Origin of the sequence: Limnoglobus roseus (genome assembly GCF_008254045.1) — a bacterium.
Taxonomy (GTDB): domain Bacteria; phylum Planctomycetota; class Planctomycetia; order Gemmatales; family Gemmataceae; genus Limnoglobus; species Limnoglobus roseus.
On record NZ_CP042425.1, the window covers coordinates 1,035,035 to 1,056,160 of the forward strand.

Annotated in this window: 17 protein-coding genes; 10 read left to right on the forward strand and 7 right to left on the reverse strand. The window is 66.0% G+C overall.

All coding sequences use genetic code 11. From position 1 onward, the window contains the following. The first annotated feature begins 82 nt into the window (after positions 1 to 82). Entirely contained in the window at positions 83 to 907 is an 825-nt protein-coding gene (locus tag PX52LOC_RS04145; protein ID WP_149108903.1) for an inositol monophosphatase family protein, read from the forward strand. Positions 908 to 970: 63 nt separating this feature from the next. On the opposite strand, the gene PX52LOC_RS04150 is transcribed toward PX52LOC_RS04145, so the two are convergent. After that, entirely contained in the window at positions 971 to 1,543 is a 573-nt protein-coding gene (locus PX52LOC_RS04150) for a helix-turn-helix transcriptional regulator (protein WP_149108904.1), read from the reverse strand. Between the two features lie 171 nt (positions 1,544 to 1,714). Here PX52LOC_RS04150 and PX52LOC_RS04155 point away from each other — a divergent pair, with 171 nt between their 5' ends. From PX52LOC_RS04155 to PX52LOC_RS04180, 6 genes are all read left to right on the forward strand, one after another. Then, the gene (locus PX52LOC_RS04155) at positions 1,715 to 2,539 is read left to right on the forward strand and encodes an ABC transporter permease (protein WP_149108905.1); all 825 of its coding nucleotides are present in this window, start codon (positions 1,715 to 1,717) and stop codon (positions 2,537 to 2,539) included. Continuing rightward, on the forward strand, positions 2,530 to 3,423 hold the full coding sequence (locus PX52LOC_RS04160) for an ABC transporter permease (protein WP_149108906.1): 894 nt from the start codon (positions 2,530 to 2,532) through the stop codon (positions 3,421 to 3,423). The genes PX52LOC_RS04155 and PX52LOC_RS04160 overlap by 10 nt, the downstream gene beginning before the upstream one ends. A gap of 152 nt (positions 3,424 to 3,575) precedes the next feature. Next, positions 3,576 to 4,766, forward strand: coding sequence for a response regulator (locus PX52LOC_RS04165; protein WP_149108907.1), 1,191 nt, complete (start codon positions 3,576 to 3,578; stop codon positions 4,764 to 4,766). An 18-nt stretch (positions 4,767 to 4,784) separates the two neighbouring features. Continuing rightward, positions 4,785 to 5,582 (forward strand): S8 family serine peptidase, encoded by a 798-nt coding sequence (locus PX52LOC_RS04170; RefSeq protein ID WP_246173650.1) that lies wholly within the window; start codon positions 4,785 to 4,787, stop codon positions 5,580 to 5,582. 2 nt (positions 5,583 to 5,584) lie between these two features. Continuing rightward, positions 5,585 to 6,469: a metallophosphoesterase family protein gene (locus PX52LOC_RS04175; RefSeq protein WP_149108908.1), complete on the forward strand. Its 885-nt coding sequence runs from the start codon at positions 5,585 to 5,587 to the stop codon at positions 6,467 to 6,469. An 84-nt stretch (positions 6,470 to 6,553) separates the two neighbouring features. Next, a complete protein-coding gene (locus PX52LOC_RS04180) occupies positions 6,554 to 10,000 on the forward strand; it encodes a PVC-type heme-binding CxxCH protein (RefSeq protein ID WP_149108909.1) in 3,447 nt (1,148 codons plus the stop codon). A 209-nt stretch (positions 10,001 to 10,209) separates the two neighbouring features. On the opposite strand, the gene PX52LOC_RS04185 is transcribed toward PX52LOC_RS04180, so the two are convergent. Further along, entirely contained in the window at positions 10,210 to 11,586 is a 1,377-nt protein-coding gene (locus tag PX52LOC_RS04185) for a serine/threonine-protein kinase (RefSeq protein WP_149108910.1), read from the reverse strand. Positions 11,587 to 11,678: 92 nt separating this feature from the next. Continuing rightward, the gene (locus PX52LOC_RS04190) at positions 11,679 to 13,061 is read right to left on the reverse strand and encodes a serine/threonine-protein kinase (RefSeq protein ID WP_168218792.1); all 1,383 of its coding nucleotides are present in this window, start codon (positions 13,059 to 13,061) and stop codon (positions 11,679 to 11,681) included. A gap of 207 nt (positions 13,062 to 13,268) precedes the next feature. On the opposite strand from PX52LOC_RS04190, the gene PX52LOC_RS04195 reads away from it, so the two are divergent. The 3 genes from PX52LOC_RS04195 (at position 13,269) to PX52LOC_RS04205 (ending at position 17,717) form a co-directional block, all read left to right on the forward strand. Beyond that, positions 13,269 to 13,805, forward strand: coding sequence for a TadE family protein (locus PX52LOC_RS04195; RefSeq protein WP_149108912.1), 537 nt, complete (start codon positions 13,269 to 13,271; stop codon positions 13,803 to 13,805). 37 nt (positions 13,806 to 13,842) lie between these two features. Beyond that, a complete protein-coding gene (locus PX52LOC_RS04200) occupies positions 13,843 to 14,343 on the forward strand; it encodes a TadE family protein (RefSeq protein ID WP_149108913.1) in 501 nt (166 codons plus the stop codon). Between the two features lie 188 nt (positions 14,344 to 14,531). Further along, a complete protein-coding gene (locus PX52LOC_RS04205; protein ID WP_149108914.1) occupies positions 14,532 to 17,717 on the forward strand; it encodes a pilus assembly protein TadG-related protein in 3,186 nt (1,061 codons plus the stop codon). 82 nt (positions 17,718 to 17,799) lie between these two features. On the opposite strand, the gene PX52LOC_RS04210 is transcribed toward PX52LOC_RS04205, so the two are convergent. The 4 genes from PX52LOC_RS04210 to PX52LOC_RS04225 form a co-directional block, all read right to left on the reverse strand. After that, positions 17,800 to 19,275, reverse strand: coding sequence for a DUF1501 domain-containing protein (locus PX52LOC_RS04210; RefSeq protein WP_149108915.1), 1,476 nt, complete (start codon positions 19,273 to 19,275; stop codon positions 17,800 to 17,802). 93 nt (positions 19,276 to 19,368) lie between these two features. Then, on the reverse strand, positions 19,369 to 19,920 hold the full coding sequence (locus tag PX52LOC_RS04215; RefSeq protein ID WP_149108916.1) for a hypothetical protein: 552 nt from the start codon (positions 19,918 to 19,920) through the stop codon (positions 19,369 to 19,371). 109 nt (positions 19,921 to 20,029) lie between these two features. Beyond that, positions 20,030 to 20,296 carry a 50S ribosomal protein L27 gene (gene rpmA / locus PX52LOC_RS04220; protein ID WP_149108917.1) on the reverse strand — a complete coding sequence of 89 codons (267 nt, stop codon included), beginning with the start codon at positions 20,294 to 20,296 and terminating at the stop codon, positions 20,030 to 20,032. Positions 20,297 to 20,381: 85 nt separating this feature from the next. Beyond that, positions 20,382 to 21,092, reverse strand: coding sequence for a hypothetical protein (locus PX52LOC_RS04225; RefSeq protein ID WP_149108918.1), 711 nt, complete (start codon positions 21,090 to 21,092; stop codon positions 20,382 to 20,384). Positions 21,093 to 21,126: the final 34 nt, after the last annotated feature.

Here is a 21,126-nt window from a genome sequence, read left to right on the forward strand (position 1 = left end):
TGAACGGTTGATTGTAGAGGAAGACACGGAAGAGATGCAGTGGCTCGCGGAATCCGCGGACGGGCTTCCGTATCATGTCCCCATGAACGCACACGATCTCACCGCCTGGCGGGACGCCGCCGTCGAAGCGGCCCAGCGCGGGGCGGCGGAACTCGAAGCCTGGCGCGGCAAGTTCACCATTCGCGAGAAGGCCCGCGCCGACCTCGTGACCGACGCCGACACGGCGTCGCAGAAGGCCGTCAAGGCGTACCTCCTCGGCCGGTTCCCCGATCACCAGTTCCTCGGCGAAGAAGACTGCTTCGGGAAGTCGCTCGAAGTCCTGCAACAATCGCTCGGCTCCGCCCCGACGTGGATTGTCGATCCGCTCGACGGCACGGCGAACTACGCCCACGGACTGCCGTGCTACGCCGTGAACGTGGCCCTGATGGTGGATGGGGAGATCGTCGTCGGCGTGACGTTCGACCCGCGGTTGAACGAGATGTTCGTGGCCGCGAAGGGCGGCGGCACATTCCTCAACGGGGTGCCGGTCCGCGTCAGCGACGTGACGGGCATTCGCGACGGGCTGATCGCCACCGGCTTCCCGTCGAACTTCGACGCCCAACTGCGGAACCTCGAAGCCTGGAAGCGGGTGTCGTACCACGCGCAAGGGCTACGGCGGACCGGCTCGACGGCGATCAACATGGCCTACGTGGCAGCCGGGCGGTTCGACGGGTACTGGTGTTACGACAACTGGCCGTGGGACGTGGCCCCGGGGGCAATCCTCATCCACGAAGCCGGCGGCCGCGTGACCAGCAGCGACGGTACGCCGTTCAACCCGTTCCGTATGGACATCATCGCGACCAACGGCCACACGCACGGCGAATTGCTCTTGGCCCTTCAGGATGACGTGGGTGATGTGAAGGGGTGAGAAAGACGGGATCGCGGCGACTTGGTTTTCGTCACCCCTTCACCAAGTCACCCGCTCACCCCTTCATCGTTTCGTCGATTGCACTTTTTCGAAAAGCAATCCCACGAACGTCTCCAGGCAACTCACGTACTCGCTGTTCGCGAGTTGGTAGACCTTGTGAACGAGCGCCCGCCGGCGTTCCAGGAACTCCACGAACGGTTCGACGCCGAGCTTTTCCAGCACGCCGCCGGGGTTCTGGGCTTCGAGCAGTTCGGTGATCTCGTCGGCCCGCAGTTCCGTCGCCCGGTCTTTGTTCCGCTCCAGCCAGTTGACCAGCTCCGGTAGGGCGGCTCGGTCGAAAAGCATCTTCAACGCTTCTTCATCGGCCGGCGGCTTGCCGTGCATTCGCGGCAGCAGACGGTCGATGGGGAGCGTGCGCAGTTCATTGACCGTGAGGCCGAGCGCGTCGGCGCACTGACTCACGGTGGCGTTCCGCAGCCGGCGCTTCGGGCCGCCGTTGAGAATCTGGCGAATCGTGTGACGGTTGAGGTTGGAAATTCGGGCGAAGTCTTCTTGATTCCAACCCCGCTCCTCGACCAACTTCGCAATTTTAAACGCAAGTTCCCCGCCAGCGTGGACGGTGACGCTGCCGCTCATCCTGCACCCCGCGACCGTGCGAGTTTCTGTGTTGGGAGGGTTACACGATCATCCTACACCCCCGGCTAGGGGTGCAAAATGCCAGGATCGACGGCGTTCGCGGATTGCGATTCTTCGCGCCTTGAACGAACCCTACAATTGACCGAGACCGAAACCCGCGAACGAGACCCGATGCCCGCCGCAATCACGCTCTTCTTTCAGGCCATGTTCGCCCGCAGTTACGCGCGGGTGATCTGGATGTTCCGCAACCGCACCTGGATTCTCCAGGAGACGCTCCTGCCGATGCTCTCGGTGGCGGCGTTCGCCTACGCTTACCGGGCGATGAACGCCCCGGACCGGTTCGTCGGCTACGTCGTCCTCGGGGCGGCGATGACGGCCTTCTGGTTCAACGTGCTCTGGAGCATGGGGGCACATCTTTACTGGGAGCGGGACAGTGGCAACCTCGAACTGTACATCATGTCGCCGGCCCCGATGATGGCGATTCTCGCCGGCATGGCCATCGGCGGCATGGCGACGACCTGCACGCGGGCAGTGGCCATTCTCGTCACCGGCATTCTGATCTTCGACGCGCCGATCACCTTCGAACACGGCTGGCTGGCACTCGCCATCTTCCTGCTGACGCTGGTGGCGCTGTACGGCCTGGGGATGATGTTCGCGTCGCTGTTCCTCTTGTGGGGCCGCGAGGCGTGGCACATCGTGAACCTGCTGCAAGAGCCGGTGTTCCTGATGACCGGGATGAACTTCCCAGTGAAGATATTCCTGAACCTGCCGCTCGTGATCGTCGGCGGGGCGTTGTTCATCCCGCTGACGGCCGGCATGGACGCACTGCGACAACTGCTGTTCACCGGCACGGCCGACCGGCTGATGGCGATCGAGTACGAGATTGCGATTCTCGCGGGCCTCGGCGTCTTCTTCCTGGTGGCCGCGCGGTGGTTCCTGAAGGTGCTGGAACGCAAGGCGAAAATTGAAGGGAAGCTCGGCCTCCGATGGCAATGACATCCCACCTCCGCACGCTGAAATGGTCCACCTGGCTCGGCTGGCAGGTCGAGAGCAATTGGGCCAACCCGTGGCTGTTCATCCTCTACCTCGTCGTGAAGCCGGTGACGGGGTCGCTGATGCTCGTGTGCATGTTCATCGCCGCCGACATGGCCGCGGATGCCGCGTTCGGCCGCGGCGTGCCGCCGGAGTTCCTGCCCTACGTCTACGTCTCGAACGCCTGCTACGCCCTCGTCGGGGCGGTCATGTTCGGCATGTCGTCGGTCGTGATTGCCGACCGCGAAAGTTACCGGATGCTGAAGTACATCTTCATCAGTCCGGCCGAGTTCCAGACGTACTTTCTCGGCCGCGGCTTCGCGAAGGCGATGGAGGGCATCGGCGGCGCGATCATCACCCTGCTCGCAGGGTTGGCCCTGCCGGGGATTCGCAACAGCCTAAACTTCGGCAACATGGATGTGGGCTGGCTGGTCGCGTACCTGCTCGTCGGCTTTGTCATGCTCTGGGCGGCCGGCATGGTCCTCGCGTCGGCGATGTTGAACATGAGCCGTAGTAGCATGTTCCTGAGCGAAGGCATTGCGGGCGTGATCTACTTCCTCAGCGGCGTCGTCTTCCCGCTGGCGATTCTCCCGAGTTGGCTGAAGCCGGTGAGCGTCTGCCTGCCGACGACGTACTGGCTGGAAGGGATGCGCCGCGCGATCCTCGGCCCGCCGCCGAGCGGGTCGCCGTTGGGGCAATCGCCGATCGCGGGCTGGTCGAATTTCGAACTCCTGCTGGCGATGGTCGTGAGCACACTGGTGCTGGTGACGGCCGCGCAATTCTTCTACCGCTGGAGCGTCGGCAAGGCGTGGCGGAACGGCAAGATCGAAGAAACGAGCGGGATGTAATCTTTCAACAAAACGGACGCCGATGACGCAGGATCGGAGCGCGGATGGGAACCGGATCGGATCGAAATCGGATTTCGTTTTATCCCGCGTGATCCGCGTCTTCGAATCCCGCGTCATCCGCGTTCCGTTTTCGGATTTGTAGAATCTTCCCCATGAGCGAAACCGTCCTCATCGTCGATGACGAAGACAGCGTCCGCCGGACGTTTCAAGAGTGGCTGACGTCGGCCGGGTGGGGCGTGCGCGTTTTCGCCGTCGCCGACGCGGAAGCGGCCCTGCTCATCGCGAACGAGAACCCGATCGACCTCGCCGTCCTCGACTGGAACCTCGGCTCCGGCAGCGACGGCTTGCGACTGCTCGAAGACCTCGTCGTGTTCACGCCGGACATTGTCGCGATTCTCGTCACCGGCTTCGCGCACCAGGCCACGCCGCTGGACGCCCTTCGCATGGGCGTGCGGGACTATCTCGACAAGAACCAGGATTTGAACCGCGATGCCTTCCTCGCGGCCGTGCGGAAGCAGCTCGACCGCATCATCCCGGCCAAGCGGCAGCGCGAACTAAATACCAGCCTCGGCGCGTTCCGCGAGTCGGTGGAGAAGGTGCTACCGCTGGTGCGGGCGAGCGCCGCGCTCAACGATCCGGTGCCGCTGCCGGACGCGGTGCGGTCGCTCTTTCGATTCCTCCTCCGCGGAACGGGTGCGACCGAGGGCGTGCTGATCGTCCGCCATGTCGCGGCCGACAACACGGAGACGATGACCGTGTACGACGCGGCCGGCCAACTGCTACCGCGGCCGACGGTGCCGTTCTCGCGGTCGCTGGCCGCAAGTGTGGTGAGCATGCAAGAGCCGTGCGTGATGAACGACTTCGCCGACTCGTCGGCAGGGTCGATGGAGTTGATGCCGTTCGAACAGAACCGGAAGTCGATCCTCGCCGCCCAACTGCGGGTCGGCCCCGGCGTGCAGGTCGTGCTGGAGATGTTCGACAAGCCGGTGTTCACCGACGCCGACCGCCGCATGACCGCCGTGGCCGCCGAACTCGGGGCCGAATTGCTGCGGCAGGGGCTGGCCGAGAAGCAGACGCACCGGCTGTTGTTCGACGCGGTCGAGAGCGCGTTGCAGGCCAGCCGCGAGGTGTCGTCGATGTTGACCACGCCGCCGGACGCGGTGATGGAAAGCCTGCGGACGGGCCTGGACGCCTCGGCGAATTCCGTCATCGACTCCGCTACGGGCCTTGAGTTGTTGGAGGCCGTTCGGGTATTGGCCGTCCGCCACGGCCCCGACGCCGTGCGGCACTGCACGACGCTGGTGACGAGCCTGAAACAACTGCTCGACGGATTGAGCGGCTAAAGACACGATAGGATTTCCGTGACTGCCACTGTCTTCGACGAACTGTTCTCGCTGATGACGCCCGAGCGGTTGCTCCGCGACCCGCGGGCGACCGGCGAGGGCGTGGCCGTCGCCATCCTCGATTCCGGCGTCGAGCGGGCACTCCTCGAAGACCGCTTCATCAAAGCCGGCACGCCGATCCTGCCGATCGAAGGGGCCGTCTTCCGCGGCACGAAGCCGGAAATCCTCCCGTACACCGGCCACCAGTCCTCGCCGCACGGCACGACCGTCGCCGACATCATCCTCACGCTCGCGCCGAAGGTGAAGCTCTACTCGGCCGACGTGTTCGGGACCCAGGGGACGTGCGAAGTCGAAACCGTCGTCGCCGCCCTGCGCCACGCCATCGACGTGTGGAAGGTGAAGGTCGTCAATCTTTCGCTCGGCGTGCCGGAACACCGACTGCAACAGTTGCCGCGGCGACAGCAGTTGTTCAAGGCCATCGAGGAGGCGTACTTCCGCGACGTGCTGGTGTTCGCCGCCGCGAACAACGACCACCCGATCACGCGGAGCTACCCGGCCGTGTACTCGCCGCCACTGATCTCCGTGGACAAGGGGCTGTTCGACGACCCGCTCGGCTTCGCGTACCTGCTCCGCGACCAGATCGAGTTCCAGGCCCACAGCCGCGGCTACCTCGGCCCGTTCGCCCGCGAGCCGGCGACGAGTTGGGCGACGCCGCACCTCGCCGGCATCGCCGCCCGGATACTCTCGCTGAAGCCGGACCTGAAGCCGTTCGAAATCAAGACGATCCTGTACTGGATGTTCCGGGCCACGAAATAACGATGCTCCGCCTCGCACACTTCAGCGACGTTCACCTGACGAGCCATCGCCTCGGCTGGACGGGCCGCGATCTGCTGACGAAGAAAGTCACCGGCTGGGTGAACGTCAAGCTCCTCGGCCGCGGCCGGCGGTTCAGGCACGCGCCGCTGATCGCGGACGCGCTGCTCGATGCGTTCCGCACGCGGAACTTCGACTACCTCGTCTTCTCCGGCGACGTCACGAAACTCGCGTTCGAGAGCGAGTTCCGGCAGGCGGCCGCGCGGCTGTTGGTGCCGGGGCTGCCGCCGGTCCTCGGCGTGCCGGGCAACCACGACTACTACACCGGCCCGGCGACGCGGGCGGGCCTCTTCGAGAAGCACTTCGCCCCGTGGCTCGCCGGCGAGCGGATCGACCACCACACGTACCCGTTCGCCCGCAAGGTCGGCCCCGCGTGGCTGATCGGCGTCAACAGCAGCACCGCGAACTGGTCGCTGTGGGACGCCAGCGGCGCGATCGGCCGCGAGCAGGGCGAACGGCTCGTGAGGCTCTGCGACCACCTGGACGACGGACCGCGCATCCTCGTGACGCACTACCCGCTGCGGACGGCGAAGGGGCACGTCGAACGCCGCACGCACCGGCTGCGCGACCATGCGAGCGCGCTGGAGTTGGCAAAGGCATGCCGCGTGTCGCTGTGGCTGCACGGGCACATCCACCGCGGCTACGTGCTGACGCCGACGGATGCGATCCCGTTCCCGGTGATCTGTGCCGGCAGTTGCACGCAGACGAACCACTGGATGTACAACGAGTACGAGATCGACGGCAACAGCCTCTCGGTGCTGCGCCGCACGTTCGACTTCGAGAAGAAGACGTTCGTCGACGGCGAGCGGGTGCAGTTGCAGTTGGGCTGAAAGCCCAGGGACGGCCGTCCCTGGGCTTTCAGCCCCTTCCCCCTATCCTCACTTCACACACCTTCCGCACAGGACCCTCCCCCCATGCGCACCCTCCTCCTCGCGCTGTTGCTCGCTTCGCCCGCGTTCGCTCAGAAAGAGTTCGGTTTCGACAACACCAAATCCTCCGGCCAGCCGTACCTGAAGCCGGAAGAGACGGTCGCGAAGTTCAAGGTCGCCCCGGAGTTCGAGGTCAAACTCTTCGCCGGCGAGCCGCTGATGACGAACCCGATCGCGTTCACCATCGACGAGAAGGGCCGTATCTGGATCGTCGAGAGCTTCGAGTACCCGAAGCGAACGCCGAAGGGGAAGAAGCCGCGGGACCGCATCGTCATCCTCGAAGACACCGACGGCGACGGCGTTGCGGACAAGCGCACCGTCTTCGCGGAGGGCAAGGACTTCCCCGAGTCGTTCGACATGGCCAGCGGCATCGAGGTCGGGCACGGCGGCGTGTACGTCGGTGCGCCGCCGTACCTGTGGTTCATCGAGAACAAAGACGACAAGCCCGGCAAGTTTGAAATTCTCGCGAAGGGCTTCGGCAGCCAGGACACGCACGAGACGCTGAACACCTTCCAGTGGGGGCCGGACGGCTGGCTCTACGGCCTGCACGGCGTCTTCACGCAGAGCAACGTGAAAGCCGGCGACCAGCCCGAGATCAAGATGAACGCGGCCGTCTGGCGGCTGCACCCGAAGACGAAGAAGTTCGAGATCTTCAGCGAGGGCACGAGCAACCCGTGGGGCATGGACTGGCGGAACACCGACGGCCAGTTCATCCTGGCGTGCTGCGTCATCCCGCACCTGTACCACATGGTGCCGGGCGGCATCTACCGGCGGCAGGGCGGCGTCCACAGCAACCCGTACACCTACGGCGACATCAAGGAGATCAGCGACCACACGTTCCACCGCGAGAGCGGCTGGGCGCACGCCGGCCTCATCTCGCTGGACGTGCCGCACATGCCCGAGAAGTACCGCAACAGCGTCATCTTCGGCAGCATCCACGGGTGCAGCCTCAAGCAGAATATTCTGAAGCCGAACGGCAGCAGCTACGTCGGCAGCAAGGGCGAAGACTTCCTGACGAGCGGCGACAAGAACTTCCGCCCGATCAACCTGAAGTGGGGTCCGCTCGGCGACATCTACCTGATCGACTGGCACGACCAGAACCCGTGCCACCAGACGAAGGCCGACGACTGGGACTACGAACGCGGCCGCGTCTACCGCATCCAGCTCAAGGGGACAGCGACGAAGAAGGCGACGGACATTGGGAATGCCACGTCGAAGCAGCTCGCGGCCTATTTACAGAGCAACAACCCTTACGAGTTTCGGACGGCGTTGCGGCTGACCCAAGAGCGGATTCAAGAGCGTCGCGAGTTGGAACACGCACTCGATCGGACGGAAGGCATTAGGGTGCAGAAAGAGTTCAAACCGTTGCCAGACGGCACAAAGGGACCGTTCTGCTTGACAACGCTGCCACCCCTGACCATTCGCTCGGCGATTATCGATCGGACCGTGCATCAAACCCATTGGCTCCTTTCGGGAGAGGAAGCCTTTACGAAGGTGTGGCCGAACTTCGACCGCAGAAAGCCAGCGGACGCTTGGGCCATGACCATCCGGTTGTGGGCGGACAGGGCGTTCTACGAAGGCGATACATTCCGATTCCTGATTGAGCAAGCGGAGCGGAGCGACAATCCAATATCGGCCCGCCGGGAGCTTGCGTCGGCGGCTATTCGCATCGTCGATCATCCCGACGCAGGCGATCCGACGCCCCTTGTCCGCGCTCTGATGTCCCACAAGGAAGACGCGACCGACCCGCTCATTCCACATTTGACTTGGCTGGCCTACGAGAAGTTGCTGGCGAAGTCGTTTGCCAAACCTGCCAGCAAGGATGAGAACGGCAAGCCGGTCGAGGGCACGTCGCCGCTCGACGCCGAACTGGCGTGGCTCACCGCGAACGCGGCGGGGAATGCCTTCGTCACGGAGCAGATCATCCCGAAGGTGATGCGGCGACTGGTCGCCACCAACGACGCCGGCAAGCTCGACCTGTGCGTGAAGTTCGTCGGCAGCCTCAAGGACGCGACGGCGAAGCGGAAGGCCCTCGAAGGACTGGCCGTCGCGGTACAGGGGCAGCAACTCACGCCGCCGAAGGCGTGGGCCGACGTGCGGCAAAGCCTCCTCCGCGACAAGGACGCCGGCACGCTCGCGCTCGTGAACAAGATCGCCGTGTCGTTCCGCGACCCGCAGGTCTTCCAGCGGATGCTCGCCCTGATGGGCAACGCGAAACAGACCGAATCGGCCCGCATCGAGGCCATCCGACAAGTTGCGGCATACGGCGACGTGAAGAGCGTGGACAGACTCATGGACCTCGTTCGCGAGGAGAAGTCCGACGCCCTCCGCGTGGAGGCCGTGCGGGCACTCGGCGGCATCAACAACAAGGACGTGGCCATCGGCCTCGTGTCCAACTGGGACAAGCTCACCGCCCCGGTGCGGGCCGAGGTCGTGACCGTCCTCGCCGGCCGCAAGGAGTGGGCCGCGGCGCTGCTCAGCGGGATGCAGACGAAGATCATCGACCGCACGTTCGTCACCGACAACACGATCCTGAAAATTCAGGCGCTCAACGACAAGAAGCTGAACGCGATGATCGAAGACGTGTGGGGCCGTAGCCGGCCGACGCCGGACGAGTTGAACAAGTTGATCGACAAGACGCGGAACGACATCAACACCCAGCCCGGCTCTTTCGCCCGCGGCGCGAAGGTCTTCGAAGCCCAGTGCGCGAAGTGCCACAAGTTCGAAGGGAAGGGGAACGAGGTCGGCCCGCAACTCGACGGGGCCGGCCGCGACATCGAGTACCTGCTCGGCAACATCCTCGACCCGAACCGGGTCATCGGCGCGCCGTACTTCGTCCGGCAGATCAACACGCTCGACGGCCAGGTGATCCAGGGCGTGCTGGCCGAGGAGGACGACACGTTCATCACGCTCAAGATCGAGAACGCGGTGCTGAAGAAGATCGCGAAGAAGGAGATCGACGGCAAGGTGAAGGTGCTGGAGAAGTCGATGATGCCGGAGGGCCTCGGCAACACGATGACGGCCGAGAACTTCCGCGACGTGGTGCGATACGTGATGGCCCACCCGTTCCTGACAGACCTGACGCTCGACGGCAAGCCGGTGAGCGCCCCGGTCGGCGGCCGCATCCCGCTGCCGGAGGCGAAGGACGGCAAGCCGGTGGTGATCGAGGCGAAGTTCACGGCCGACGACGCGGTGAAGACGAAGCTCTTCGTCGGTGCCGGCGACGCCTTCGAGTTGTCGCTCGACGGCAAGCCCGTCGGCAAGGGCAACGGCGACCGCAACGTCAGGCCGGACATGGAAGCGTTCGACGTGACGCTGCCGAAGGGCGAACACACGCTGACGATCACGCTCCAACACAAGGGCGTCGCTCGATGGGCGTATGCACGATTCCTGGACCCGGAGCGGAAACTGGGGTACGCGGAGGCGAAGTGAGGCAACGCCGGCCTGAAGGGCCGGTTCTGTCAGCCCAGGCCGTCAGGCCTGGGTACGAGATGCGTAAATGGTATCGGCCCTGAAGGGGCCGTTCATTCCGGCACACGGCAATGAACGGCCCCTTCAGGGCCGGGTTGTTGATGGTATCCGGACCCAGGCCTGACGGCCTGGGCTGACAGAACCGGCCCTTCAGGCCGGAAAGCCAAGGGTTACTTCAACAGCGTCAGCACGCCGACGGCGGTCATCGTCGCGAAGGTCGCGGCCACGGCTGACGCGATCACGAGCAGCTTCCACGTCGGCCGGCCGTCCACGTGCAGCGTCGAGCGGGTCGGCACGGCCACCGATCGCAACACGGTCACTTCCCCGGTCTTGTCCAACCCCGCCATTGCCGGCGGCGTGTCGCGCTCGATGCCGGGCCGCGGCGTTCGCGAGCCGGTCTCCGTCGCCCCGGCTTCCGGGTCGTCCAGCAGGAAGTCCGAGAACGAAATCCGCGACAGCGTCGGAATCCCCTGGGCCACGCCGCGGCGGACCGGCGGCGGCGGCATCAGGTTCGCGTCCGGCGGCGGCACCGGATCGCGCGTCCACGGCGCGAGCGCGGCCAACACGTCCGTCGGCGTTTGAAACCGGGCAGCCGCGTCCTTCGCTAACAGTTGGTGCACCACCTTCGCCAGCCCCGTCGGCAGTTCCGGCCGTAGATCGCGGATCGGCGTCGGCTCCCGCAACTGTTGCCACATCAACTTCTGGGCCATCCGCCCTTCCGGGAACATCGTCCGCCCGGCGAGCAGGTAGTAGAACGTGGCCCCGAGGCTGTACAGGTCGGCCCGGATGTCCACCCGCGAACTCGCGACAGCCTGCTCCGGGGCCAGGTAGTCGGCCGTGCCGAGGATGGATTGGTCGAACTGCTCGGTCAGCAGCGAGTCCTCGACGGCGGTCATCCGCACCAGGCCGAGGTCGAGGAGTTTCACCGTGCCGTCGTGCGTGAGCAGCAGGTTCGCCGGCTTCACGTCGCGGTGGACGAGACCGTGGTCGTGCGTGTGCTGGAGGCCGAGGGCGGCCTGCCGGACGTAGGCGGCGGCGGTCGGCCACGGCAGCGGGCCGCGGCGGTGGACGAGGTGCTGAAGGCTAATGCCGCCGACGTACTCCATGATGAGGTAGTACACCGGGCCGTCTTTGCGGAGGTCGTGGGCGCGGATGACGTTCGGGTGGTCGAGGACGGCCGTCGCCCGGGCCTCGCGGAAGAACCGCTCGCGCGAAACCGTGTCGGCCGACGCGGAGACGGACAGCACCTTCAAGGCGGCTAGCCGGTGCATGACGTTGTGCTCGGCCAGGTACACCTGGCCGGTGCTGCCGCCGCCGAGTTGGTCGAGGATGACATAGTCGCCGAGGACGAAGCCCTTGTACTTGCCCGCCCGCAGGCGGTCGGCCTGGAAGGCCGTCAAGAGGCACTCGTGTTGGAGGTGGTCGAGGACCGCGCCGGGGCCGTCGTCGGCCATGCGGGCGACGGCCGCTTCCAGGCGGTCGGCGGCAACCAGCCCGCTTCGGCGGAGGTTGGTCAGGAGTTGGTCGGTCGTGGTCGGGGGCGGCATGGTGGGAGGCCCGGGGGCACTCGCGGGGGTCGGGTTTGGCGGAAGCCTAGAACACGGACGCGAGCCGGGTCGAGAATTGGTCGAGTCGCCGGTTACGGCCGGTGCGCCAGCAGCCGCACGAGCGCGAAGACGCCCACGGCCAGCACGATGAAGCCGACGGCCGACCAACACGCGAGGCGGAGGCCGCGTTCGAGGCGGTTAAAGTTGGGGTTCGCCCGTGCGCCCGACAGGGCCGCCTCGGCGGTGGCGTGGTCGAGTTGCGTCCGCAGCGTCAATTCGCAGGCCGGGAACGGGGCGGTACCGTCGCGGCAGAGTTCGACCGTGCCGGCGTCCGTGATCGTCCGCCGCGGGACGGGCGTGGGGTGTTCCAGTGGCGTCGGCTGAAGGTACATCGCCGCCACCGTTACCGTCTGGCTGCCCTCGTTCGACACGGTCGCGGCGACGGGGCCAAAGATGCGGTCGGGGAACGCCACCGGGTTCGCCCACGGGACCAGGGCCGCCATCGCCTCGGCGGGCGTCTGGTAGCGGTCGTCCGGGTTCTTCGCCAACATGCGGTGGACGACGGCCGCCAACCCCGGCGGGACGTCCGGCCGCAGTCGCGTGAGCGGCACCGGCTCGGCCGAATACAGCATGAGGATTTTCGTCCGCACGTCGCCGTCCGGGAACGGCGGGTGGCCGGCGAGCAGGAAGTAGAGCGTCGCCCCCAGGCCGTAGATGTCCGCCCGCGTGTCGATACGGGAACTGTACGCCTGCTCCGGGGCGAGGTACTCGACGGTGCCGAGGATCACGTCCGGGTTGAACTCTTGCGTCAGGCACTCGCCGATGATGTGGACGATGCCGAGGTCGAGAATCTTGGCCGTGCCGCGGCGGTCGATCAGGACGTTCGCCGGCTTGATGTCGCGGTGGACGAGGCCGGCTTCGAAGGCGTGCTGCAACCCCATCGCGATCTGCCGACCGCACTCGGCGGCTTCCTCGGCCGCGAACGCGCCGTACCGGGCCACGGCCGCCTGAAGGCTCACGCCCTCGATGTACTCCATCACGATGTACGGCGGTTCGGCCTCGGCGTTCACGTCGTAGACGGTGACGATGTTCGGGTGCGAGAGTTTCGCGGCGGCGTAGGCTTCGCGGAGGAACCGCTCGCGGGCCAGCGGGGCCGCGTCGGCCGCCGGGCGGAGCACCTTGATGGCGACTTGGCGGTCGAGCCCGAGGTGATCGGCGAGGTAGATTTGCCCCATCCCGCCGCGGCCGATGCGGTCGCGGATCTGGTAGTTCCCCAGGCGAAAGCCCTGGTAACGGCCGTTTTGGAGCTGGTCCGCCTGGAACGGCGTCAGAAGTCCGGCGGCCACCATCTGTTGCAGCAAGCAGGCCGGCGTCAGGTCCACGAGTTGCCGCGGTTTGGCACGCCGCAGGAATCCGCGGAGTTCGTCTTCCGCCACCAGTTGGCTCTTGCGAACCAGGGCAACGGTGGCATTCAAGGTGGCCGGTTTCGCCATACAGCCCACGCGGCGGCAGCGGAATAATCCAAGAATTCAAAGCCGATCGGGACAACCCTAGAACACGTTTCGGCGTCCCGTGAATCGGTTTCGCCCTCAGAATCGGAATTTACCTCCAGGTCGCTGGCCTTCCGATCGGACGTGTTCTAGGGTTTAGGACTGTCATTACGTTCCCACGGCCTGACTCCCATGATGATCCGCCGTTCGTCCCCGTCCCGCCGGTGCGGGGTCGCCACCGTCGAAGCGGCCGTCGTGCTGTCGCTCTTGCTCGTGCCGGTTCTCCTCGGCGTGTGGGAAGTCGGCCGGCTGATCTACGTCCAACAAGTGGTCACGAACGCGGCCCGCGAGGGCGCGCGGTTGGCCGCCCAGGGGCGGATCGTCAATCGGTTGGGGACGCCGACGGCGATCGCTTTCAGTACTGGTACGCCGAACGTCAAGGATACCGTCTACCAGGCGCTCATCACCGGCGGCCTGTCGAACCTGGCGCAGACCGACGTGACGGTCAAGTTCGCCTTCGACAACGACACCTTGACCGCCAGCCCGAGTTACAACCCGTCGGACGGGACGAAAAACCAACGGTTCCGCGTGTACGTGGAGATTCCGTTTTCCAAGGTGCGGTGGATCACGGTCGGCCTCGTGAACCCGACCATCGTGTCGTACACCGTCGACTGGCAGATGCTCGTGGACGACGCCTTCACCGTCAATTCGGACCTGCCGCAGTGGTGAGTGGTCCCGCGACTCAGGATTTTGTTCGGAGAGGTTTATGATTCGCCGCCCTGTATCGACCCGCCGGAGCGGGGCTACGACCGTCGAAGCGGCCGTCGTGATGAGCGTGTTCCTGCTCTTCCTCTTCGGCATTTTCGAGTACTGTCGGTACCTGATGATGATCGAAGTCACGACGAACGCGGCCCGCGACGGGGCCCGGTACGCCGTGGTCAACGTCAACAAGGGCAGCACGTTCGACTCGACCGACTACTCGGCCACGTACCCTTCGATCAAGAAGTACGTCAACACCCGTATGGCCGGCGTGAACTCGATGATCGACAGCTACACCGTCACGGTGTTCCCCTGCGACGACGCCATGCTCGCCCTGACGCCGCCGCAGGCGGTGGCGAAATCGGGCGCGACCTGGAACGAAGCCCAGTTCGGCGAGCGGATCGCCGTGAAAATCACCGGCAACTACCGCACCGTCCTGCCGAGCTTCTTGCTGATGAGCGCGACCATTCCGGTCAACGTGGTCGTGACCATGGGCAGTGAAGGCTAAGGCGATTCCGGCAACTGACGACGCAACCGGGTAGGCCCCGAAACCCCTCCGGGCGAAGGAATCGTCCCTCGGCTTCCCCCGAATCCCCTGCCGCCGCGAGGCGGTCCCCGTCCGCACCCGCACAACCCCGCGCACCCCGCGTGCGCACCGGGGCGGCCCCGCGCCGCCGTTGAGAGAGGTTCCCTCGGATGTTTCACCACAGTTCCGCCGTGGCCCGCCGCCGCGGCAGCATCATCCCGATGATGGCCGTCTGTGCCACCGCCCTGTTCGGGTTCGTGGCGCTGGCGATCGACGTCGGCATGATGGTCGTCGCCCGGTCGGCCGCCCAGAACGCGGCCGATACGGCTGCCTTGACCGGCGCGCGGACGCTGGACAACCGCGTCCCCGTCGGCATGACGTCCGACACCTACGACAACCAGAAGGCCCAGGCCATCACGAACGCGACACAGTCCGTCGTCACCTACCAGAACCCCGAGAACCACTCGACGTTCTCCGTCTCGAGCGTGGTGGTCGGCATCTACGACTACAACACCTCGACGCAGGTTTTCACCCCCCAGTACCCGGGCGGCACGACGGTCGGGAAGTCGTGGGACGTGACCAACAAGAATCAGAGCAAACCGAGCGGCAAGGCGTGGTCCACGGTGGAAGTCGCGGTGGCGTCGAACCAGCCGTCGTACTTCTCGCGGATCTTCGGCGTCACGTCGTTGCCGCAGGCGGCCTACGCCGTCGCCGCCCACCGGCCGCGGGACATCGCGATCATCCTCGACATGTCCGGGTCAATGAAGTTCGGCAGCACCTTCTCGTACCCGCCCGGCACGGCGAGTTCCACGGGCGTGACGCTCGGCCTGATGAACCCAGACCCGAGCTACCCGCGGTTCGGCCACTACTTCCGGTACCCCACGTCGAGCGCCCCGAACGCCTTCATGCGGACGACGCAGTTCATCGCCGGCACCGGCGAAGTGTTCGCGCCGACGAACATGACGATGGACGCCGACGTCGGCCCGGCGATGATCCGGCAGTTCGTCTTCGACCCGAGCGGGACGGCCGGGTCGGGTATCACCAACGCGGCCGGCCTGCTGAACGCCTTCCATAAGTGGAACCCGCCGGGCATGGCCCCGCTGACGACCAACGGGCCGTTCGGCACGATGTCCCCGGCCACCGGGTACAACGGGTACAACGCCTTCGACACGTCGAACACGAGCGGGCCGACGCCGGCCCCGGACACGTTCGCCACGCAAGAAGACAACGGCACGGTCAAGTACGTCGGCGACCGCTACCCGCGCAAGGCCGGGTTGGTCAAGACCGACGCGACGAGTTGGGACTCGACCACGACGACCGGGTCCGCCCGGACGGTTTGGGAGTTGCTGTTCCCGACCTCGGTGACGACCGTTCCCACGCTGTCGGCCTCGACGCTGCGGCCGGCCATTACCACGCGGGCCATCACCGGCCTGGGCGTTACGGACGCCCGCATCCGGCAAGCCGGGTCGAACACGCCCGGCCTGCGGGAGAGCGGCGACACCTGGACGAGCTTCACCGACGGGGCGTGGGAAATGGGCGGCTACGACCTCGACGTTGCCGCCTACGACGCGCAGGCCGGGGCCGCGACGCCGGCCACGACCCGCCTCCTGGCATCGGCGAAAGCCCTGCAATCGACCCCGACCTTCCCGACCAACGGCCGCTTCCAGGGGTACTCGATGGGGCCAGCCTACTACGGCAAGACGTTCTTCATGTGGCCGCCCGACCCACGGTGGGGCAACCCGAACGACCCGACGACGCCACTGGGCGGCGGCATCGTCCGGCCCGACCTCGTGCTGGCGACCGTCACCCCGGGCAGCGCGGACACTTCGAAGATGGTGAAGGACTCGAACGGCAACTGGATTTGCGACTGGCGGCGGCGGTTCTTCCTGACCGGCAACAGCGCCGACACGGGGGCGGCCACCACGTACACGTACTTCGACCCGGAAGGGGACAACGACCCGAACACGACCGGCACGCAGAGCATCAACCAAGCCCTCCTGCGGACCGGCGTCGGCCACACGCTCCGCGACTCCGGGACGACCACCCGCGCTTACCGGATCAACTACCGGGCGGTGCTGGCGTGGATCAAGTCCGGCCCACAAGTGCTGCCGCCGAACCTCCGGGCCGGGCACATCCGGTACTACACGTCGATCCCGGACAACGTGGACAACGCCGGCAGCCCCGGCTCGACCGAAGCGTATTTGGACCAACGGTTCTGGCGGGAGTACATCGACTACGTGATGGGGTACGCCGGGAACAACACCAGCTATAACCCGACCTACGGCCTGGCCGGGGTGGAGTCGAGCCAGTGGACGAGCAACGTATCGATCGGGGCGACGGCCGCCGAGACGTACACGGTCGGCACCACGAACTACACCAACCGCAAGCCGTACATGAACTACACCGACGTGGCGAGCATGCCGCGGATGCACTTCTGGTTCGGCCCGGCGTCGATGCTCTCGTTCTTGACGGCCCGTACGTCCAGTTCGGACGCGCGGAACTTCAACTCGGGGTCGCTAGCCGAAGCCCAGGACTGGCAACTCAAGGCCGGCGTGCGGTCGGCCCTGGACGACATCAAGAACAACCACCCGAACGACCGAGTCGGCTCGACCTACTTCGCCGGGACGAACTTCACCACCATCCGCGCCCCAATGGGCCAGGACTGGGACACGCTCAAGAACGCCCTCTACTACCCGCAAACGCTACTCGCCGGGATCAAGAGTGGTGCCGCCCCGAATGCGGAACTGCGGCCGTACAACTCGTCGTTCGGCGAGGCCCTCGTTGGGAACATCCCGAACGCCAACGACGGTACCGATCCGGTCACCGGGTTCGCGCTGGCGTACAACCTGTGCAGCAGTGCGACTACCATCCCGAGTATCGGCCAGGGCACCGGCCGGCGGGGGGCGACGAAGATCGTGATCTTCGAGACGGACGGCGTGCCGAACCAATACCGCACGTTCAACTTCACGGGGGGGGGCGTGAACTCGTACTACACGCCGACGAGCACCACCGGCGGGAACGGTAACGGCGACCCGACGTCGATCAGTATGGCCCTCGACGTGATCGATCAGACCGTCGCGTCGACGACGGCGAACGGGTTCTCGCTGTCCAACTCGCCGGCCCGCGTTTACCCGATTGCGTTCGGCGACTTGTTCAGTTCGACGAGTACCTACAAGGCGAGCGCCTTGAGCTTCCTCCAGGACGTGGCCTACCACGGCCAGACCGGGGCCAGTGCGAGTACGGCGCTGCCGTCGTACCAGATCATCACCGGGACGGCCCAACAGCGAGTGGACGGCCTGCGGACGACGTTCGAGCGCATCCTGCAAAGCGGCGTCCAGGTGACGCTGATCGAGTAGCGGTTGTTTGAGTTGAGCAACGACAAGGGCCGGCGGAATGAATCCGCCGGCCCCTGCTATTCCTGGGGAGAGGCGAATGCTGCTACGCCAGGATGTCCCGGATCACGCTCCCCTGCGGCACGAGCGACTGCGGGCGGCCGAGGCGGTCGGTCAGCGTCGTGGCCAGGTCGTACCCGAGCAGGTGGTAAACCGTTGCCAGCACGTCCTTCGGCGAGATCGGCGTGTCAACGACCGTGCCGCCGATCTTGTCCGTCTTGCCGACCACCCGCCCGCGGGCCGTGCCGCCGCCCGCGAAGAGGGCGGTGTACGCCTGCGCCCAGTGGTCGCGGCCGCCGCCCTTCTGCGGCGTGATCTTCGGCGTGCGGCCGTGCTCGCTCAGCACGATCACGAGCGTGTCGTCGAGCATCCCCCGCGCGTGCAGGTCGCCGATCAGGCCGGCGTAACCGCGGTCGAAGCCGGGCATCAGCTCGTTCTTCATCCGCGGGTAGTGTTCCCAGTGCGTGTCCCAGCCCGAACCCGCGAGGCCGAACTCGTCCCAGAAGACGGTGACGAACTTCGACCCGGCTTCCACCAACCGCCGGGCGGCGAGGCACGACTGACCGAACAGCGTGTGGCCGTAGGAATCGCGCACGGCCGGGGCTTCGCGGCGCACGTCGAGCGCCCGGCGAACCTTCTCACTGCCGATCAACCCGTAAGCCGCCTCACGGAACGGATCGCGCACATCGACCTTGTCGCGAACGCGGCGGGCGTCGTCGAGTTGTTCGAGCAGCGACTTCCGCCCGTTGAGGCGGTCCACGGTCACGTCGGCCGGCAGGGTCGCGTCGCCGAGCGTGAAGTACGCATCGCGGTCGATGCCGACGTAGGGTTCGTCGAACTCGATCGTGTTCGTGGTCAGCGTCTTGGTGATCTTGCGGTTCGCCTTCCCCATGAACCGCGTGAAGTGGGGATGAAACTCCGCCCCCAGGAAGGCAGCGTACGGGCCGGCGCGGGCGACTTCGCCGGTCCGCTGACTGCTCATCGGCCACGGGAGGAAGACGTTGTCCGGCACGGCCTTCTTCGCCGCCCTTTGCTTCTCCAGGTACGCCACCACCGAGCCGACGTACGGCCAGTGCTTCGGGTCGTGCGGGTTGAGTTCCATCTGCACATCGATGTCCGGCACGCCGGTCGTCGCGTAGGCCACGCCGTGGATCGGCTGCGTGTGCGTGAGCGACCGGGCGACCGTGACGTGGTGCATCACCTTCGCCGTGTTCGGCAGCAACTCGCAGACCTGACAGCCGGGGAGGGACGACGCAATCGAACCGAGTTCGCCGCGGACCTCGACGGGCGCGTCCGGCTTTTGGTCAGCGAATTCGAGCTGACTCGGCGAACCGTACAGGAACAGCAGGATGCACGACTTCGCCCGGCCGAAGTAGGCATCTTTCGCCGGGGCGGCGGGCGTCGCGGCCCGCAGATAGTCGGTGAGCGAGAGCCCGAAGAGGCTCAGCCCGCCGGCCCAGAGCAGGTCGCGGCGCGAGGGGCCGGTGCAGAGTCGTTTTTCGGACCCGAGAACTCGGAGCATCAATCGCCCCTCGGCGGGGAACGTGCGGCGGGGTGGGAGCTTTATGATGCCGTGCGGCCCGCGGAAAGGCAACGAAAAAAGCGTGGGGCCGGACTACCCGCCGAACTGACTCAGCGTCCCCTCGGGCGTGCGGAGGAGCTTGCCCCCGAGGCGGCCGCCCTGGGTTGGCGCGCCGAGGAATTGCACCAGGATGATGTTGGTGCCGTCCGCCCAGGCGTAAGCCGCCCCGAAAAAGACGCCGTTCTCCCAGGGCGTGCGGATGTCGTCGGGTTTGGGGAAGGCGGGGGCGTGGTCGCCGAAGATGGCCGCGAGGTCCGCACGGGTGGCGGGTCGGCCCGGCCCCAACACGGCTTCCACCTGGGCCAACGTGAAGCCGGTCCGCAAGAGCTTGAAATTCTCCGCCGTCACCTTCGTGGGCAACAGATTGGGGGCAGCAATCGCCGGCACGTTCGGGATCGGGAAGCCGGGGAACAAGCCCGGTTCGCCGCCCGCGGGAGCCTGGGGCGCCGGCCGGCTGGAAAGGAACTGAATGCCCACGCCGAGGCCGACCGCGACCGCACCCAGAGCCAAGAAGGCCACGACCATGCCGGCCGGATTCGACGACCGCCTTCGCTTCGGCCGCCGCTTACGATACCCGTCGCTCACGCTCGCACCCTCGATTTCACTTCCATGATGTCGCCGGCCGCGGGGCGGTGCAAACGAAAAAGCCCACCCGTGCGACGGGTGGGCTTTCGGTCGTTGTGCAGGAAGTTGCTCAGGCGCTCGCGGCGGCCACTTCGAGCGGCTTCACGTTCACCTTGCTGCTGTTGTTGCTGAAGTAAACGGTGCCGTCGCACATGGCGAACAGGGTGTCGTTGCTAGCCCGCTTGACGTTCGCGCCGGGGTGCCACTTCGTGCCGCACTGGAGCACGATGATGCTGCCCGTGGTCACGCTCTCGCCCGCGTACTTCTTGATGCCGCGGTGCTTCGCGTTCGAGTCCCGGCCGTTGCGGACCGAGCCTTGACCTTTCTTGTGTGCCATGACGAATCTCTCCGAGTCTGTTATTCCGAGTATCGGACAGAATACTCTAGGAATTCGCCGGCCAGGTGGACAGCCGGCCTTGCCGTCATTTCTTCCGCAGGTGGTACAGGTACAGGCTCATCACGACGATGACGGCGGTGCCGACCAGCCCCAGCGAAATGCGAATCACCCACACCTTGGCGTTGCCCAGCCCCGCGTCGCGGCCTTCGACCAAACGACCGGTGGCGAGGTCGAAGAAGTTTTGCCGCGAGTCCTGCGTCATCAAGACGAACTGCTTGCCGTCTTGTGACAGCACTCCGCCGGCGTTCCAGAGGATGAACCGCATCGTGTTCGGCAGGTCGTCCGGCCGGGCGATGAGTTCCCGCACCGAGTACGTCCGCAGCAGCTGGCCGTTGGCGTAGAAGCTGACCGCCGGAGCCGCGAGTTGCTCCTCGATCGTTTCGTCGGGCAACTTGCGGGCGTTCGGGTAGTGCCGCCACTGGTCGTTCTCGCCGTGGATGCGCACGACGTGAACGCCATCGTTAGCCGGGTGGGCTTCGTAGTCGTACCAATCGACCGTCCACAGCGGCTTCGTGGCGTCGTCCGCCCGGTACAACCCGCTAGCCGCATATTTCTGCCGGAGGGCCGCCTGGATGCTGTTCTCCTTGCGGCTCGGGTCGTCGGACTTCGGCGGGATCAGCACGAACACGAATTCCTTGTTCGGCGACGGGAACTCGGCCGGCACGGGGTACGCGATCGGCTTTTCGTTCGCGAAGGCAGGCGCGGCGAGCAGGGCGAGGAGTAGCAGGGTTCGCATGAAGCCATGATAGGGAGGCGGCCCCGTATAATTC

Coding starts and splice junctions, on each gene's coding strand:
- PX52LOC_RS04145 (WP_149108903.1), top strand. CDS start 83: ATGAACGCACACGATCTCACCGCCTGGCGGGACGCCGCCGTCGAAGCG.
- PX52LOC_RS04150 (WP_149108904.1), bottom strand. CDS start 1,543: ATGAGCGGCAGCGTCACCGTCCACGCTGGCGGGGAACTTGCGTTTAAA.
- PX52LOC_RS04155 (WP_149108905.1), top strand. CDS start 1,715: ATGCCCGCCGCAATCACGCTCTTCTTTCAGGCCATGTTCGCCCGCAGT.
- PX52LOC_RS04160 (WP_149108906.1), top strand. CDS start 2,530: ATGGCAATGACATCCCACCTCCGCACGCTGAAATGGTCCACCTGGCTC.
- PX52LOC_RS04165 (WP_149108907.1), top strand. CDS start 3,576: ATGAGCGAAACCGTCCTCATCGTCGATGACGAAGACAGCGTCCGCCGG.
- PX52LOC_RS04175 (WP_149108908.1), top strand. CDS start 5,585: ATGCTCCGCCTCGCACACTTCAGCGACGTTCACCTGACGAGCCATCGC.
- PX52LOC_RS04180 (WP_149108909.1), top strand. CDS start 6,554: ATGCGCACCCTCCTCCTCGCGCTGTTGCTCGCTTCGCCCGCGTTCGCT.
- PX52LOC_RS04185 (WP_149108910.1), bottom strand. CDS start 11,586: ATGCCGCCCCCGACCACGACCGACCAACTCCTGACCAACCTCCGCCGA.
- PX52LOC_RS04195 (WP_149108912.1), top strand. CDS start 13,269: ATGATGATCCGCCGTTCGTCCCCGTCCCGCCGGTGCGGGGTCGCCACC.
- PX52LOC_RS04200 (WP_149108913.1), top strand. CDS start 13,843: ATGATTCGCCGCCCTGTATCGACCCGCCGGAGCGGGGCTACGACCGTC.
- PX52LOC_RS04205 (WP_149108914.1), top strand. CDS start 14,532: ATGTTTCACCACAGTTCCGCCGTGGCCCGCCGCCGCGGCAGCATCATC.
- PX52LOC_RS04210 (WP_149108915.1), bottom strand. CDS start 19,275: ATGCTCCGAGTTCTCGGGTCCGAAAAACGACTCTGCACCGGCCCCTCG.
- rpmA (WP_149108917.1), bottom strand. CDS start 20,296: ATGGCACACAAGAAAGGTCAAGGCTCGGTCCGCAACGGCCGGGACTCG.
- PX52LOC_RS04225 (WP_149108918.1), bottom strand. CDS start 21,092: ATGCGAACCCTGCTACTCCTCGCCCTGCTCGCCGCGCCTGCCTTCGCG.